Below are 16,554 nucleotides of genomic sequence, written 5' to 3'. Positions count from 1 at the left end.
CTAACAAGCGCTACAGCCAATTTTTCTCTCAATAACTTACCCCAGGAACCTCCGCGGCGGCAGGGGAATGCGTTCGCTCTCGCCCGGGATGTGGCCCATGGCGTCGCGCTCCCAGTCATCGGCGGCCTGCACGATGCGCTCCTTGCGGCTGGAAACGAAGTTCCACCAGATGTGGCGCGGGCCGTCCAGCGCGGCGCCGCCGATCACCACACACCGCGCCCCCGCCTTACCCGCGCGCACGCTGGTGGAGCGGCCGGGCTCCAGCAGCGCCAGCGTCTGCGCGGGCAACGCCTCGGCGTCCAGCCACAGCCCGTCGCTCACGGTGTAGAGCGCCATCTCGTCGGCGAGCGCGGGCAGGTCCAGCGCAGAACCCGGCTTCAGCCGCACATCCAGCAGCAGCGTGGGCGCAAACGTGGCCACGGGCGACTGGCAGCCGAAGGCCGCGCCAATCAGCACCCGCACTGCTGCGCCGCCATGCTGGTAGGCCGGGATCTGGTCCGCAGGGGTATGGGCGAAATGCGGCGCCGCTTCCTCATGCGCCTGCGGCAGCGCCGCCCAGAGCTGGATGCCGTGGTTCACATAAGTGCTGTGCGCCAGCGCGGGCGGGCGCCGCTCGGAATGCACGATGCCGCGCCCCGCCGTCATCCAGTTGATGGCGCCGGGCTCAATCTGCTGCAGCGAACCCAAACTGTCGCGGTGCAGGATCGCGCCCTCGAACAGGTAGGTGACCGTGGCCAGCCCGATGTGCGGGTGGGGCCGTACGTCATAGGCGGATGCAGGCGCCACCGTCGCGGGGCCGAAGTGGTCGAAGAACACGAAGGGCCCCACCGACCGGCGCTGCAGCGCCGGCAGCAGGCGGCGCACAGTGAAGCCGCCGCCCAGGTCCTTGAAGTGCCCGCTCAGGCGCAGAGGGCCCTGCGCAGGAATGGCGTCGGCGCTCATGCGCGCTCCACCACGGTGGTGATCTCGGTGGTCACCTGGGTCATGAGCTTGTGCACGGGGCATTTGCCGATCGCGGCCTGCAGCTCGGCGATCTGCGCATCGCTCAAGTCGCCCTGCACTTGCAGCCGTGTGGCCAGGCGATAGGTACCGCTGCGCTCCTGCGAGGCATCACGCTCCACCACGGTGCGCACGTCCTGCACGTCCCAGCCCTTGCGCCGCGCGTACCACAGCAGCGTGAGCGCCTTGCAGCCGCCCAGCGCGGCGTCGTACAGGTCGTGCGGGTTGGGGCCGGTGTCGTCGCCGCCTTCGGCGGCCGTGCCGTCCACCACCCATTCGTGGCTGCGGATGGTGAGGCGCTGGGCCATGGGGGTGCCCTCGATGCGCTGCAACTGGATGGTCATGGACGGCTCTCCTTCAGGGTTGTCCGTGCCACTGTAATGCGACAGGCGTGACAGGCGTGACAAGCGGCACCGCGGCGTGCGCCCGCCCGGTGTCTAGGGCCTGTTCACACTATTTTTGCCAGATGCGTTGCGATCAAAAAGGGCCAGGCGCAAGGCGCCAAACGAAGCTGGGGTGCTACCCCAGCGAGGCTTGGCAACGCCGCGAATGGCCCTTTTTGATCGCAACCCGGAGGGAACGGAGTGAGAACCGCGCCATTCGTCGTTGCCCTCCTAGCCAAGGCCCCGGCCTTGGCGTCGTCACGCGCCTAGATTGGCGCGGTTTTCACGCCATTCGCACTGGCAAAAATAGTGTGAACAGGCCCTAGGGGCGCAGCTGCAACTGGTGCACGTAGCGGCGCGGCTGGCGCTGCAGGGGACGGTAGCCGCCGCCGGCCCAGGCCTGGGCCATGTCGGCGTGGCGCGGCGAGAACACCAGCCCGCTCTGACCCGTCTGGTAAATGAACAGCGAACGCTCCGGGTCCTGCAGGTCGTACAGCGCGCGCAGCGAGGGCGCGTGCCGGCTGGCGAAGGGCTCCACGGGCTGCGCAGCGTTGTACTGGCCCACGTTGACGCTGTACGCATCGCCCCCCGAGGGCACGCCCACGTTGAACCAGCGCGACAGCACGGGCACGCTGCCCAGCGGCTTGTGCACGGAAAGCGCCGGATGCGCCGCGCCCCACGCCCAGCGCTCCGGCTGGTTGCCATAGCGCGCGGCCAGGCGCTGCACGGTGCGCTCCAGCGCCGCGCCGGCATGGGCGGCGCAGCCGTGGGGCGCGCACCACCAGGTGTCACCGCGCTCCAGCATGCCTTCCAGGCCCGCGCGGAAGTCCCGCCGGCCGTAGGTGGCGGCAAAGCGCTCCTCACCCACGCGGGGCACGACCAGTGCGCACGTGAGCTCGTCGGCCCACACCGACAGGATGAGCGGCGCCGCGCGGTCGGCGCGCATGTCGCCGTCAAAGCCGCGCAGCAGCGCCTGGGCCTGCCGCGCCAGCGGCTGCGAAACCGGAGCCGCCAGCAAATGGGGCAACAGGCGCAGCGCGGCGGGGGACACCGTGTCGCCCTGCAGCGCGCGCAGGGACGGCAGGTCGTGCAGGCGCCGTGCCTCCAGCTGCTGCTCTATGCGTTGGTAGCGGTAGGGCAAGGCCCAGTCCTGCGTCAGGAAGTGCGGATAGCCCGGCGCCGTGATGCGCTGGTTGGCCGTGGCGATCCAGCCGCGCGCGCCGCCGTCGTCCTGCGGCGTCTGCGCCAGGGGCAGCCAGCCCTGCCAGTCGTAGCGCGCCTCCCAGCCCGGCGCCGGGGCCACGCCGCGCAGGTCGTTGCCGGCCGCACGCAGGGGCACGCGCCCAAAGGCCTGGAAGCGGATCGCGCCATGCACGTCCGCCGCCACCACGCTCTGCATGGGCGAGTGGTAGTGCGCCATGCCGGCGAAGAGTTCCTCCACCGAGCGCGCCTGGTTGCTCAGCAGGCCCGCCAGCACGGTGTAATTGTCGGCATCCAGTGCGCTCCAGCGCAGCGCGATGACATGGCGGCGCAGGTCCAGCACGCTGCCGTGCAGCGCGGGCTGCGCATCGCTGATCACCGGCCCATGGCGCGTACCGCGCACGGCGTGGCGCACGTCGGGCCGCCCCTTCACGCGGATCACGTGCTCACGCTGCTCGAAGCCCTGCCAACCCTCGGGCGTGCGGTAGCGCGTGGGGTCGTCGGGGTGGATGGCCTCGATGTACAGGTCCTGCACATCGGGCGCGGTGTTGGTGAAGCCCCAGGCCACCTCGGCCGTGCGGCCCAGCACCACGAAGGGCAGGCCCGGCAAGGTGGCGCCGATCACGTCAATGGCCGCGACGGGCGTGCCGTCGGACGCCCTGCCCTGCGGCGCCTTCAGGTGCGCGAAGTACCACAGCGCCGGCGCGCCCAGGCCCAGGTGCGGGTCGTTGGCCAGCAGCGGCCGGCCGCTGGCCGTGCGCGTGCCGTCCAGCACCCAGTTGTTGCTGCCGCGCCCGCCGGGCGTGCCCAGGCCCGCCACGAAGTCCTGCGACCAGGCCTGCAGCGTCTGCGCCGCGCCTTCGCCTGCGGGCTCGGCATCGGCCTGAGGGGCCGGTGCAGACGCCTGCGGCGTGCGGTACACGCCCAGCGACCGGTACAGCGCCTGCAGGTCCACCGCCGTCGCGGGCGCCTCGCCAGGATAGGGCGGCATGAGCTGCCACAGCCGCTCGGTGGGCAGCGTGGCCGCCAGCGACAGGCGCGCGAACTCGTTGCCCCAGTTGCCGCCCAGGTCCAGCGCCATCATCAGCGCCCAGGCCACACTGTCCTCAGGCGCCCAGGCCACACCCTGCGCACCGCCAGGCCGCGCACCCAGCAGCAAAAACTCCGGCGGCAGCGCCTGGGTCCGCGCCGCGTGGAAGGACTGGATGCCACGGCTGTAGGCCTGCAGCGCCTCGCGCGCGAACGCGGGCAGCGCGGCGTACTGGCGGCGCGCCGCACCCATGATGTCCAGCGTGCGCATGAGCTTGTCGGTATCCAGCGTGGCGGGGCCGAGGATCTCGGACAGCTCGCCGTGCATCAGCCGGCGGTTGAACTCCAGTTGCCAGGTGCGCTCCTGCGCATGCACGTAGCCCATGGCAAACCACGCGTCCCAGGGGGTCTGCGCCTCGATGTGCGTCACGTCGGCTTCGTCGCGGCGCACCGCCACGGCGTACTGCAGCCCGGCGGAGCGCAGCGCCCCGTCCAGTTGCGGGAAGCTGCGCAGCGCATACACCGCGGCCACGCTGCCGGCCAGCAGCAGCGCTGCCACCAGCGCCACCACGGCGCCCGCGCCGATGCGCTGCAATCTGCCCATGCCGCCTCCCCCGCCGTCGCGGCGTTTCAAGCCAAAACCTACCATCGCGCCCACCCTTCAAGCGCTGGCAGCTCTTAAATCAATAGCATCTCAGTGGGCATGGCCCCAGTAGATGAGCGCGTCGCGCCCTTCGACCGACAGCGACACCTCCGCGCCCACGGGCAGCAGCACCTTGGTGGGCACATGGCCGAACGGCAGGTTGGTGAGCACGGGCGCCTTGATCTGCGTGCGCAGCCAGTCCAACACGCTCTGCAGCTTGAAGCCCTTGTCGTGCGGCGTGAGCTTGTATTCATTGAACTGGCCCAACACCACGGCCTTTTGCTGACCCAGCACGCCGGCGTGCAGCAGCTGGGTGAGCAGGCGTTCGACGCGGTAAGGGTGCTCGCCCACGTCCTCCAGGAACAGCACGCCCCCCTTGATCTGCGGGAAATACGGCGTGCCCACGAGCGAGCACAGCACGGCCAGGTTGCCGCCCCACAGGGTGGCCTTCTTCACGTAGATGTCGCGCACGGCGGGCTGGCCGTCGGCGCGGGGTTTCTCGGCGTTCATGCGCCAGCCGCTGCCCTCGCCGTGGCCGGTGAGCAGATCGTCCAGGCAGGCCAGCATGATGTCGTCGGGCTCGCCCGGCACGCCCAGGTCTCCCACCAGCGCCGGGCCGGCCCAGGTGGTGGCGCCGGTCTTGGCCAGCAGCGCGGACTGGAAGGCCGTGAAGTCGCTCACGCCCACGAACTGGGTTCCGCGCTCCACCGCCTTGGCCACGGCCTTGTACTGGATGCCCGGCAGGATGCGCGTGAGGCCGTAGCCGCCGCGGCTGATCAGCGCCACGTCGGCGCCGCTGGCGGCCGCGCGGTGGATGGCGGCCAGGCGCGTGGCATCGTCGCCGGCAAACCGCGTGTGGGACGCGAGCGCGTCCGGGTCCACCTCCACCTCGTGGCCCATGGCCTGCAGGCGGGCAATGCCGCGCTTGAACGCGGCCTTGTCGCGCACCGCGCCGGAAGGGGAGTAGATGTAGATGTGCCGGGGGCCGTGAGGGTGATCGCAGTGATCGTGGCCGCAGTCGTGGGGGTGGTTAGGCATAGCGGGTGAAGTATTCCATAGCGCGCAGCGCCGAGGCGGCGCTGGCGTCCGGCACGGTGAGGAGCGGCGCGGCATCGGCATCGGCAAAACGGGCGAAGGCGCGCGGCCCGGCGCGATGGCCGGCATCAGGGAACGGCGCGGCATCGCAGGGCGCGCCCCCCCGCACATGCAGCACGCGCACCAGGGGCGCCGACGCCGCATCGGGCAGCAGCGGCGCGCCGGGCTGCGCCACCTGCACCACGCCGCGCAGGGCCAGGCGCTGCACCAGCTCGGCCAGCACCTGTCGATGCCAGTCGAGGCGGTGGGCGGCTTCTTTCTTGGGTTTGTCGCTGCGGCCGAAGCCGATCAGGTCCGGCGCCACCACGCGGTGGCCGGCCTGCGCGAAGGCCGCCAGCATGGGCTGCCAGCCATGGCTCCAGCCAGGGCTGGCATGCAGCAGCAGCCAGGTGCGGGCGGCGTCGCGTGGGCCTTCGTCCAGGTAGTGCAGGCGCAGGCCGGCCAGCGCGGGCAGATCGCTCACGTAATGCGGCGCGGGGCCGTCCAGATGGGCGAACGCGGTGTCGGGCGTGCGCAGCGCGTCCTGGCGCAGCGGGTGGGCGGCCAGTTGCTGCGCCCGCTGGGCGCGGCGGCGGTCGCGGAAGAAGTCGCTGAGCAGCGCGCCACATTCATCGGCCAGCACGCCGCCTTGCACCGCGGTCTGGTGGTTGAGACGCGGCTCGGCGAACAGGTTGACCACCGAGCCCGCAGCGCCGGTCTTGGCGTCCGCCGCGCCGTAGACCACGCGCGGCAGGCGCGCGTGCAGCATGGCGCCGCTGCACATGGCGCACGGCTCCAGCGTGACGTAGAGCGTGCAGCCGTCGAGCCGGTAGTTGGAGAGCTGCGCCGCGCCGGCGCGCAGCGCGGCCATCTCGGCATGCGCCGTGGGGTCGTGCCCGGCGATGGGGGCATTGCGCCCGGTGGCGATCACCTGCCCATCGCGCACCAGCACGGCGCCCACGGGCACCTCGCCCGCCTGCTGCGCGGCGCGCGCCTGGGCGATGGCCTCGCGCATCCAGTGGGCGTCGTCGGATTCGCTCATCTTTCAATAGCTGCTCGCGCTTGATGGGTAAGCGCTAGAGGCCATTTTGGCCATCAATCTTCGGGCAGGGTGCGTGGCTGCTGCATCAGTGCGTCCATCTGCTGCTTCACCTGCTGCTGCACCTGCTGGCTTTGCGCGCGCACCGTGGAGGCGGCGCCCTCCGCCGGCGCCGGCAGCCCCTGCACGGCGGGCGGCACGGCGACGCGCGTGGCGCCCATCTGCTTCTTGACCAGCACGGCCACGAGGGCCAGGGCCAGCAGCAGCCCGATCAGTCCGAATCCTGTACGCACCGCCTGCCCTCCGCGCCGTGGTGGGCGCTTAGCCGAACACGTTGATGAAGACCTGGATGGCCACGGCATTGACCAGGTCGATGAAGAACGCGCCCACCATGGGCACGATCAGGAAAGCCTTGTGCGACGCGCCGTACTGGTTGGTAATGGCCTGCATGTTGGCCACCGCCGTGGGCGTGGCGCCCATGCCGAAGCCGCAATGCCCCGCACAGAGCACGGCCGCATCGTAGTTGCTTCCCATCAGGCGGAAGGTGACGAAGCCCGCGTAGGCCGCCATGACCAGCGTCTGCGCGCCCAGGATGATGACCAGCGGACCCGCCAGCCCGGCCAGCTCCCACAGCTTGAGCGACAGCAGCGCGATCGCCAGGTAGACGGACAGCCCGGTGTTGCCGAACACGTCGATGGCGCGGTCGAACACCTCGAAGTTGAAGACGTAGTCCAGCACGTTGCGGATCAGCACGCCCCCGCCCAGCGCCCACACGAAGGTGGGCAGTTGCAGCGCCGTGCCCTTCGTCAACTGGCTCATGAACTCGGCAAAGGCCAGGCAGCCGGCAAACAGGGCCATGGTTTCGATGGCCGCGTCCGCCGTGATCAGGCGTGTCTTGTGCGGGAACTCGAAGTTGGGCGTGCCCGCCTCCAGCGCGCCGGCATCGCCCGTGCCCTGCGGGTGCTTCAGCCCGTGGCGCTGGATCAGCCATTTGGCCAGCGGCCCGCCGATCAGCCCGCCGATGACCAGGCCGAAGGTGGCACAGGCAATGCCCAAGGTGATGGCGCCAGGGATGCCATGGTCGTTTTCCAGCACCGAGCCCCAGGCCCCGGCCGTGCCGTGCCCGCCCACCAGAGTGATGGAGCCCGCGATCAGGCCGATCAGCGGGTCCAGCCCCAGCGCGGTGGCCAGCGCCACGCCCACGCTGTTCTGCACGCCGATGAACACCACCACGACCAGCAGGAAGACGATCAGCCCCATGCCGCCCTCGCGCAGCTTGAGGAAGTTGGCGCTCAGCCCGATGGAGGAGAAGAACACCAGCATGAAGGCGGTCTGCAGGCCGGTGTCGAACGACGCACGCACATCGAACGCGGCGTTCAGCCCCCAGGAGATGAGCGCCGCCACCAGGCCGCCCGCCACGGGTTCCGGAATGTTGAATTCGCGCAGCCAGCGGATGCGCTGCACGAGGAACTTGCCCACCAGTAGCACGATGGCCGCGAAGATCAGGGTGTAGTAGGTGCTGAACTGTATATCCATGTGATCTCAAAGGAAGAACCACGCCGGCGGACGCAACCCAGCCGTGCCGCTGGCGGTGGAAGCGGCAGGCGCACAAACCACACGCGCGCTAAGCGCCCTGTCCATGAACCATCCGGGAAAACCCGCAATTTTGCCAGACGGGTACCTGCCGCCGGGTACCCCCGCCCCGGCACGGCCGGGCGCAGACCGGGATAATTCACGCCCTATGTCCCTCCTGCCCCACCAGCTCGAACTGCTCTCCCCCGCGCGCGATGCCGATATCGGCATCGAGGCCGTGAACCACGGCGCCGACGCCGTCTACATCGGCGGCCCCGCCTTTGGCGCGCGGGCCACGGCGGGCAACGACATCCGCGACCTGGAGCGGCTCATTCAGCACGCGCACCGTTTCAACAGCCGCATCTTCATCACGCTGAATACCATCCTGCGCGACGACGAGCTGGAGGGTGCCCGCCAGATGGCCTGGCAGGTGTACGAGGCCGGCGCCGACGCGCTCATCATCCAGGACATGGGCCTGCTGGAGCTGGACCTGCCGCCCATCCAGCTGCACGCGAGCACGCAGACCGACATCCGTACGCCCGAGAAGGCGCGCTTTCTGCAGGACGTGGGCCTGTCGCAGATCGTGCTGGCGCGCGAGCTGGACCTGGCGCAGATCGCCGCCATCCGCGCGGCCACCGACCCGGCGCGCACCACCATCGAGTTCTTCATCCACGGCGCGCTGTGCGTGGCGTACTCGGGCCAGTGCTACATCAGCCATGCCCACACCGGGCGCAGCGCCAACCGGGGCGACTGCAACCAGGCCTGCCGCCTGCCCTACGAGGTGCTGGACGGCCAGGGCCGCATCATCGCGCACGAGAAGCACGTGCTCTCGATGAAGGACAACAACCAGTCGGGCAACCTGCGCGCCCTCATCGACGCGGGCGTGCGCAGCTTCAAGATCGAGGGCCGCTACAAGGACATGGGCTACGTGAAGAACATCACCGCCCACTATCGGCACCTGCTCGACGAGATCGTCGAGGAAGGGGGCTTCGCGCGCTCGTCGAGCGGGCGCACCGCGTTCAGCTTCACGCCCGACCCCGACCAGAACTTCAACCGCGAGTTCACCGACTACTTCGTCAATGGCCGCCAGCAGGACATAGGCGCGTTCGACACGCCCAAGACGCCGGGCCGCGCCATCGGCTGGGTCACACAAGTCGGCGACAAGTGGTTCGAACTGGAAACGAGCGACCATGCCACCCAACTGCACAACGGCGACGGCCTGTGCTACTACGACCTGCAAAAGGAACTGGTGGGCGTGCACATCAACCGCGCCGAATGCGTGGCGCCCAAGAAGGGCATCTGGCGCGTGTTCCCCAAGAACGAGATCACCGAGTTCAAGGACCTGCGCAAGGGCCTGGAGATCAACCGCAACCGCGACATGGACTGGGTGCGCACGCTGGAGAAGAAATCCAGCGACCGTCGCATCGGCCTGTGGGCCCATCTGGCCGAGACCGCCGACGGCTTTGCGCTCACGCTCACCGACGAAGACGGCTTCGTGGGCAGTGCGTCGGTCATCCAGCCCCACCAGCCAGCCACCGATGCGGTCAAGGCCGAGGCCACGCTGCGCGATCAGCTCGGGCGCTTTGGCGCCACCCGCTTCGCCGTGCACGCCATTGCGCTGCAGCTCTCGCAGCCGTGGTTCGTGCCCGCATCGGCACTGAACCAGTTGCGCCGTGACGCCGTGGTCGCGCTGGAGGACGCGCGCACCGCCGGCTTCGTGCGCCTGCCGCGCGCCGTGCCGGTGCAGCCACCCGTGCCCTTCCCCGAAGACACGCTGACCTACCTGGCCAATGTGTTCAACCACAAGGCGCACGACTTCTACGTGAAGCATGGCGTGAAGGTGATCGACGCCGCGTACGAATCGAAAGAGGAAGAAGGTGAAGTCAGCCTGATGATCACCAAGCACTGCGTGCGCTTCTCCATGAGCCTGTGCCCCAAGCAGGCCAAGGGTGTGATCGGCGTGAAGGGCACCATCAAGGCCGAGCCGCTGCAGCTCATCAACGGCAAGGAAAAACTCACCCTGCGCTTTGACTGCAAGCCCTGCGAGATGCACGTGGTGGGCAAGATGAAGAAGTCGGTGATGAACCAGCACCTCAAGGACATGCAGGCCCAGCCGCTGCAGTTCTACCGCACGCGACCGGCGCCCACCTCCGCCTGATCCTGGCCTGCTGCCCAAAACATGGGCATCGCGTGCCAGGCCATGACTAGCGCGGCTTCGCGCAGTTGCCCACGGGGTTTTCCACAGCACAGCCCACAGGCTGCGGGGATAACGCGGCGCGCCGCCCGCCCGGCGCCGCGCGGGCGCATATCGACATTGCCAATGCATCGTTGGCCTGTGGAGGGTGGGCCGCCACAATCGCGCGGCTATCTCCGCCCCAAGGGCGCCCAGGGGCTCGCACTAGGAAGCGCCCCAGGACGCCGGGCCCCGCCCTCCCCTTCACCCGCAAAGGAAGCACATGCGCATCGAGACATTGGCCGTCCACGCCGGCTATTCGCCCGACCCCACCACCAAGTCCGTGGCCGTGCCCATCTACCAGACGGTGGCCTACGCCTTCGACAGCGCCCAGCACGGCGCGGACCTGTTCGACCTGAAGGTGCCCGGCAACATCTACACGCGCATCATGAACCCCACCACCGACGTGCTGGAAAAGCGCGTCGCGGCGCTGGAGGGCGGCATTGCCGCCGTGGCCGTGGCCTCGGGCATGGCGGCCATCACCTACGCCATCCAGGCCATCGCCGAGGCGGGCGACAACATCGTCAGCGCCAGCACGCTCTATGGCGGCACCTACAACCTGTTTGCCCACACCTTTCCCCAGCAGGGCATCGAGGTGCGTTTTGCCGACGCGCGCGACCCGGCCAGCTTCGGCCAGCTGATCGACGCGCGCACCAAGGCCATCTTTGTCGAATCCATCGGCAACCCGCTGGGCAACGTGACCGACATTCGCGCCCTCGCCGACGTGGCCCATGCGCATGGCGTGCCGCTGATCGTGGACAACACCGTGCCCAGCCCCTACCTGCTGCGCCCCATCGAGCACGGCGCCGACATCGTGGTGCACGCCCTGACCAAATACCTGGCCGGCCACGGCAACAGCATGGGTGGCGCCATCGTGGACAGCGGCAAGTTCCCCTGGGCTGAGCACAAGGCACGCTTCAAGCGCCTGAACGAGCCCGACGTGAGCTACCACGGCGTGGTCTACACCGAGGCCCTGGGCCCGGCCGCCTATATCGGCCGCGTACGCGTGGTGCCGCTGCGCAACACGGGCGCTGCCATCTCGCCGCACAACGCCTTCCTGATCCTGCAGGGCATCGAGACGCTGGCGCTGCGCATGGACCGCATTTGCGAGAACACGCAGAAGATCGCCGAGGCGCTGCAGGGCCACCCCAAGGTGGAGTGGGTGCGCTACGCCGGTCTGACGAACCACCCGGACCATGCCCTGGTGCAGCGCCAGATGAAGGGCCGCGCCTCGGGCATCCTGTCGTTCAGCCTGAAGGCCAGCGGCGACCCGCGCGCCGCCGGTGCGCGCTTCCTGGACGCGCTGCAGCTGTTCACACGCCTGGTGAACATCGGCGACGCCAAGTCGCTGGCCACGCACCCGGCCTCCACCACGCACCGCCAGCTCAATCCCGAAGAACTGGCCCAGGCGGGCGTGACCGAGGGCATGGTGCGCCTGTCCATCGGCATCGAGCATATCGACGACCTGCTGGCCGACCTGCACCAGGCGCTGGACGCGGTTTAAGCGATTTTCGGCTCTAGCGCTTTCCTGGAAAGCGCTAGTAGCTCCTGATTCAGGAGCATACCCACTGCTCAGCGGGCATCGCGTGCCAGCCGCAGGCCCGTGAACTGCCAGCGCGCCGTGGCGGGAAAGAAGTTGCGGTAGCTGGCACGCACATGGCCGGGCGGCGTGGCGCAGGAGCCGCCGCGCAGGACGTACTGGTTCACCATGAACTTGCCGTTGTACTCGCCCACGGCGCCGGGCGCGGGCGCGAAGCCGGGGTACGGGGCGTAGCTCGACTGCGTCCATTCCCAGACCTCGCCGCCCATCGGTGGGGGGGTGTCGGCACCGCCCGCCGGCGCCGCGGGGCGGGGATGCAGCCGGCCGCCATCGTCCATGACCATTACATCGCCGGGATGGCCCACGCAGCCCGCGGGCCCGGCACAGGCCGCCGCGGCGGCCACCTCCCACTCGGCTTCCGTGGGCAGGCGCGCGCCGGCCCAGCGGGCAAAGGCATCGGCCTCGTAATAGGACAGGTGCACCACCGGTTGCGCAGGATGCAGCGGGCGCTCGCCTGTTAGCGTGAATTCGCTCCAGCCGCCCGGCCCGCCGCCTTGGCCGCACTCCCCGTCACCGCGCCAGTAGATGGGATGCTCCAGCCCTTGTGCACGCCGCCAGTCCCAGCCCTCGGCCAACCAGTGGGCCGGCTCGCGGTAGCCGCCGGCCTGCACGAAAGCCAGGTACTGCGCGTTGGTCACCGGTCGGGTGGCGATCTCGAAGGGTTGCAGGAAGACGGTGTGGCGCGGCGTCTCGTTGTCGAAGGCGAAGCCCTCGCCATCGTGGCCGATCTGCGCCAGGCCGCCTTCCAGGCGCCGCCACGCGGTGTCTTGTGCCGCAATGGCGTCCGCCACCACGGCCGCGGCTGTGCCCTGGTAGGCCGGCCACAGCGGGTTGCACCAGAGCAGGTGCTTGACGTCGGTGAGGATCAGCTCCTGGTGCTGCTGCTCATGCTGCAGGCCCAGTTCCACCAGCGCCAGCACGTCACCCGGAACTTCGGGCTGCGACAGGAGCTGCTGCATGCGCGCATCCACGTCGGCGCGGTAGGCCCGCACGGTGGCCAGGTCGGGCCGGGTGATCAACCCACGCTGCGGGCGCGGGTGCTGCCGCCCCACGCCGTGGTAGTACGAGTTGAACAGCACGCGGAACGCCGGATCGAACGCTCGGAAGCCGCTCTCGTGCGCCTCCAGGACGAAGGTCTCGAAGAACCAGCTCGTGTGCGCCAGGTGCCATTTGACGGGGCTGGCGTCGGGCATGGACTGGGCGCAGCAGTCCTCGGCCGAGAGGGGCCGCGCCAGCGCCTCGGTGGCCGCGCGCACCGCGGCGTAGCGCAGCGCCATCGAGGGCTGCGACTGCTGCGGCGACGACGGCAGCGTGGGAGTCGAGGGTGGCAAGCGCATGTGGTATCCCCTGGCGGCATCACGCCTGGGCATGCACCATGGCGAACCAGCCGCGATCGTCCGTCCAGGCCTGCGTGCGCGTGAAACCTGCCTCGTGCAGCAACGCGGTGAAATCCGGCAGCGGGTACTTGTAGCTGTTCTCGGTATGGATGCGCTCGCCCGCCGCAAAGTCGCGCCCGCCGCCTGGCCAGCGCACGCGCTGCGGCCCCGCGGCCTCCAGGTGCATCTCGATGCGCGAGGCATGGGGGTTGAAGAAGGCGCGGTGGCGCCACTGCGCGGGCACGAAGTCGCTGCCGACCAGGCGGTTCACGTGGGCCAGCGCGTTGCGGTTGAAGGCTGCGGTCACGCCGGCGGCGTCGTCGTACGCGGCCTCCAGCACGGCCACGTCCTTGGGCAGGTCGAACCCGATCAGCAGGCCGCCATCGTCCAGCGCCAGTTCGCGCATGTGCCGCAGCAGGGCCAGTGCCTGGGGCGGGTCGAAGTTGCCGATGGACGAGCCGGGGTAGAAGACGAGGCGGCGCGCACCGGGAACGTCCGGCGGCAGGTGCACACCCCGGGTGATGTCCGCGCCCACGGCGCGGGCATGCAGGCCCGGCAGTGCCACGCGCAGGCGCGCGATAGCATCCCGCAGGTAGTCGGCGGAGATGTCCACGCCCACGAAGTGCGTGGCCCGCACCAGCGCGCAGAGCTCGCGCGCCTTGTCGCAATTGCCCGCCCCGGGCTCGATCACCACACGCGCCGGGCCTACGGCCTGGGCAATGGCGTGCCCGTGGCGCCGCAGCANGGCCACATCCGCGGGCGGTTGCGGCCGTGCCAGGCCGAGGTGGTGAAGGACGCCGTCAAGCCGAGCAAGGGGAGAAACTGCAGACATAGCGCTGCAGCGTAGGCCACGCGCGATCTGCAGGGCAATCCACAGTGCACCTCTTGTGCCGGATTGCCCGCTGTGGTTGGCTTTTTCGCCGCCCAGCCAATAAAGGATCAAATCAGGCGGAAGCGCTTGCCCACCAAGCGCAAATAGCTCCTTCAATGAGAGCATCAATTTACCGTCCGCCGAGGATAAAAAAAGGGCCGGCGCATGCGCCGGCCCACCCCACCATGAAGAACGGAACTTGCGTGCTTAGAAGCGGTAGCCCACGCCCACGCCGAACAGCACCGGGTCGACCTTGAAAGTGCCCACGCCGCGCACGTCGGTGTCGATGTACACCTTCTTCACGTCCACGTTCAGGGACCAGTTCTTGTCCAGCGCATAGTCGAAGCCCACTTGCAGGGCACCGCCCCAGCTGTTGCGCTTCACGTCCAGGCCCGCGGGCAGCTTCACGCTGGAAAAGCGCGTGTAGTTGACACCAGCGCCGACGTACGGCTTGAACGCGCCGAAGTTCGTGAAGTGGTACTGCAGCAGCAGCGAGGGCGGCAGGTGCTTGAGCGAGCCGATCTTGTCGCCGTTCAGGCGCACGTCGTGCTTTTGCGGATAGGTCAGGACCAGTTCGGCAGCGAGGTTGGGCGTGAAGAAGTACGAGACGTCGACTTCAGGAATCCACTTGTCGTTGATGCTCACGCCCGCGTCGCCGGCGGCACCGTTGTTGGCGCTGTCCAGATGCACCGCGCGTGCACGCACCAGCCAGGAACCTTCCGCAACCTGCTGCGCGAAGGCAGCGCCGGAGGTCATCGCACACAGAACGGCCAGGGCCAGAAGATTCTTTTTCATGTTGACTCGATACGTTGGGTTGACCGGGGACGACCCCCGTGCACGTATTAAGCCCACGAGTAATATGGTCAATATTGCTGCAGATCAAACCCAGAATCTGTGTGTCTATTCGTATGTGTCTATTCCGTCACAAACGGCGGCATATGGCCTCACTCAATGCGTGCCATTGGCAGCCGCCTTGCCGCGCAGCCGTCCCACCAGCGTCCACCCCGCCAGCACCACGGCGCCCGCCACCAAGCCCACCACGGCATTGAGCAGGTTGGTCACCAGCACTGACCACAGTCCGCCCAGCGGCCAACCCTGCACCGCCGCGCCCACGCCCTCGACGGCATGGTGCAGCGCCGGCATGCCATGCACCAGGATGCCCCCGCCGACGAGGAACATGGCTGCGGTGCCGACCACCGACAGCGTCTTCATGAGCCAGGGTGCGGCCGCGACGATGCCGCGGCCCAGGGCCTGTGCCGCGTTGCTGGCCTGGCGGCTGAGCCACAGGCCCAGGTCGTCCAGCTTCACGATGCCCGCCACGAGGCCATAGACCCCCACCGTCATCAGGACGGCAATGCCCGCCAGTACCGCCACTTGCTGCGCAAAAGGCGCGCCCGCGACGGCGCCCAGGGTGATGGCGATGATTTCGGCAGAGAGGATGAAGTCGGTGCGCACGGCCGCCTTGATCTTGTCCTTCTCCACCCGCGCCAGGTCCACGTTGGGATTGGCGTTGGCCTGCGCATGGATCGCGTGTTGCACGGCGTCTTCCTCGGGCGTGTGCAAAAGCTTGTGCGCGAGCTTTTCGCAGCCTTCGAAGCACAAGAAGGCACCGCCCACCATGAGCAGCGGCGTCACGGCCCACGGCGCGAACGCGCTGATGAGCAGCGCCGCCGGCACGAGGATGGCCTTGTTCACCAGGGACCCCCGGGCCACGGCCCACACGACGGGGATCTCGCGCTCTGCCCGCACGCCGGTGACCTGCTGGGCATTGAGCGCCAGGTCGTCGCCCAGCACCCCTGCGGTCTTTTGCGCCGCCACCTTGGTCATGACGGACACGTCGTCGGCCATGGCGGCGCTTTTCTTGGCGGCCACCTTGGTCATGAGGGCCACGTCGTCCAGGATGGTGGCGATGTCGTCAAGCAGGGTCAGAAGGCTGGCGCCGGCCATGGGTGAGTTCCTTTCAAGAAGCCGCCATTCTGAATGAAAACACCCCTAACGCATGTGGGACAAGCGCTGACAGCTATTGATTTTGCAATACGGTGGGCAGGCGTACCATGGCGGCATGCCCTCTCGCACTGCGTCCTCGCGCCCCGTGCGCACCGCCGCCGCGCTGGCCGCGTTGGTGCTGTCCGCCTGCGCCGGCCCGTCGGCGCGCCTGGGCGTGGGCGTGCCGGTGGGGCCGTTCAGCGTGGGCGTCGGCGTGGGCTCGGGCGGCGTATCAGCCGGGGTGGGCACCGGCGTGGGGCCGGTGGGCGTCGGAGTGGGAGTACACCCAAGCGGCCAGGTGACTGGCGGCGTGGGCGTGGGTGCCTCGGTTCCCATGGGCGGCGCACACGTCGGAGCCGGCGTGGGCTCATCCACCGTGCTGCACGATCCGTACCGGCCGCCGCAGCCACCCGCGCCGGCGGCGCCGTCTTCCGACGGCCCGCCGATGCAGTGGCGCGATGCGCATGGGCGCATCGTGCCCGAGTGCCAGGTGCGCGGCGGCTGCTAGGGCCTGTTCACACTATTTTTGCCAGTGCGAATGGCGTGAAA

Annotated in this window: 13 protein-coding genes and 1 pseudogene; 3 read left to right on the top strand and 11 right to left on the bottom strand. The window is 69.1% G+C overall.

Going from position 1 to position 16,554, the window contains the following annotated elements; genetic code table 11:
- Positions 1-36: 36 nt before the first annotated feature.
- From OX89_RS08595 to gltS, 7 genes are all read right to left on the bottom strand, one after another.
- Positions 37-942 (bottom strand): pirin family protein, encoded by a 906-nt coding sequence (locus OX89_RS08595; RefSeq protein WP_047350308.1) that lies wholly within the window; start codon positions 940-942, stop codon positions 37-39.
- Complete coding sequence (locus tag OX89_RS08590; RefSeq protein WP_015913154.1) at positions 939-1,343, bottom strand: OsmC family protein; 405 nt, start codon at positions 1,341-1,343, stop codon at positions 939-941. Before OX89_RS08590 ends, OX89_RS08595 begins: the two co-directional genes overlap by 4 nt.
- Positions 1,344-1,704: 361 nt before the next feature.
- On the bottom strand, positions 1,705-4,215 hold the full coding sequence (locus OX89_RS08585; RefSeq protein WP_047350307.1) for a penicillin acylase family protein: 2,511 nt from the start codon (positions 4,213-4,215) through the stop codon (positions 1,705-1,707).
- 90 nt (positions 4,216-4,305) lie between these two features.
- The gene (locus tag OX89_RS08580; RefSeq protein ID WP_047350306.1) at positions 4,306-5,292 is read right to left on the bottom strand and encodes an LD-carboxypeptidase; all 987 of its coding nucleotides are present in this window, start codon (positions 5,290-5,292) and stop codon (positions 4,306-4,308) included.
- Positions 5,285-6,370, bottom strand: a complete 1,086-nt coding sequence (gene tadA, locus OX89_RS08575) for a tRNA adenosine(34) deaminase TadA (RefSeq protein WP_047350305.1) — start codon at positions 6,368-6,370, stop codon at positions 5,285-5,287. The genes OX89_RS08580 and tadA overlap by 8 nt, the downstream gene beginning before the upstream one ends.
- Positions 6,371-6,423: 53 nt before the next feature.
- Complete coding sequence (locus OX89_RS08570) at positions 6,424-6,660, bottom strand: hypothetical protein (protein ID WP_015913150.1); 237 nt, start codon at positions 6,658-6,660, stop codon at positions 6,424-6,426.
- A gap of 28 nt (positions 6,661-6,688) precedes the next feature.
- The gene (gene gltS / locus OX89_RS08565; RefSeq protein ID WP_047350304.1) at positions 6,689-7,903 is read right to left on the bottom strand and encodes a sodium/glutamate symporter; all 1,215 of its coding nucleotides are present in this window, start codon (positions 7,901-7,903) and stop codon (positions 6,689-6,691) included.
- Positions 7,904-8,108: 205 nt separating this feature from the next.
- Here gltS and OX89_RS08560 point away from each other — a divergent pair, with 205 nt between their 5' ends.
- Together OX89_RS08560 and OX89_RS08555 are read left to right on the top strand one after the other, a co-directional pair.
- A complete protein-coding gene (locus tag OX89_RS08560; RefSeq protein WP_047350303.1) occupies positions 8,109-10,097 on the top strand; it encodes a U32 family peptidase in 1,989 nt (662 codons plus the stop codon).
- Positions 10,098-10,395: 298 nt separating this feature from the next.
- Positions 10,396-11,676: an O-acetylhomoserine aminocarboxypropyltransferase/cysteine synthase family protein gene (locus OX89_RS08555; protein WP_047350302.1), complete on the top strand. Its 1,281-nt coding sequence runs from the start codon at positions 10,396-10,398 to the stop codon at positions 11,674-11,676.
- Between the two features lie 68 nt (positions 11,677-11,744).
- Here the strand turns inward: OX89_RS08555 and egtB are convergent, their stop codons facing one another.
- The 4 genes and pseudogenes from egtB to OX89_RS08535 form a co-directional block, all read right to left on the bottom strand.
- Positions 11,745-13,109, bottom strand: coding sequence for an ergothioneine biosynthesis protein EgtB (egtB, locus tag OX89_RS08550; protein ID WP_047350301.1), 1,365 nt, complete (start codon positions 13,107-13,109; stop codon positions 11,745-11,747).
- Between the two features lie 19 nt (positions 13,110-13,128).
- Positions 13,129-13,892: pseudogene (locus OX89_RS08545) on the bottom strand (L-histidine N(alpha)-methyltransferase); the annotation flags it as partial.
- A gap of 334 nt (positions 13,893-14,226) precedes the next feature.
- A complete protein-coding gene (locus OX89_RS08540) occupies positions 14,227-14,814 on the bottom strand; it encodes an OmpW family protein (protein WP_011805496.1) in 588 nt (195 codons plus the stop codon).
- A 153-nt stretch (positions 14,815-14,967) separates the two neighbouring features.
- Positions 14,968-15,966, bottom strand: a complete 999-nt coding sequence (locus OX89_RS08535; protein ID WP_047350299.1) for a DUF808 domain-containing protein — start codon at positions 15,964-15,966, stop codon at positions 14,968-14,970.
- Between the two features lie 115 nt (positions 15,967-16,081).
- On the opposite strand from OX89_RS08535, the gene OX89_RS08530 reads away from it, so the two are divergent.
- Complete coding sequence (locus OX89_RS08530) at positions 16,082-16,513, top strand: hypothetical protein (RefSeq protein ID WP_047350298.1); 432 nt, start codon at positions 16,082-16,084, stop codon at positions 16,511-16,513.
- Positions 16,514-16,554: the final 41 nt, after the last annotated feature.

The sequence above is a fragment of the Diaphorobacter sp. J5-51 genome (assembly GCF_001023515.1).
In the GTDB taxonomy this organism is placed as follows: Bacteria; Pseudomonadota; Gammaproteobacteria; order Burkholderiales; family Burkholderiaceae_C; genus Diaphorobacter; species Diaphorobacter nitroreducens.
This window is presented reverse-complemented; position numbering and strand designations above follow the sequence as displayed.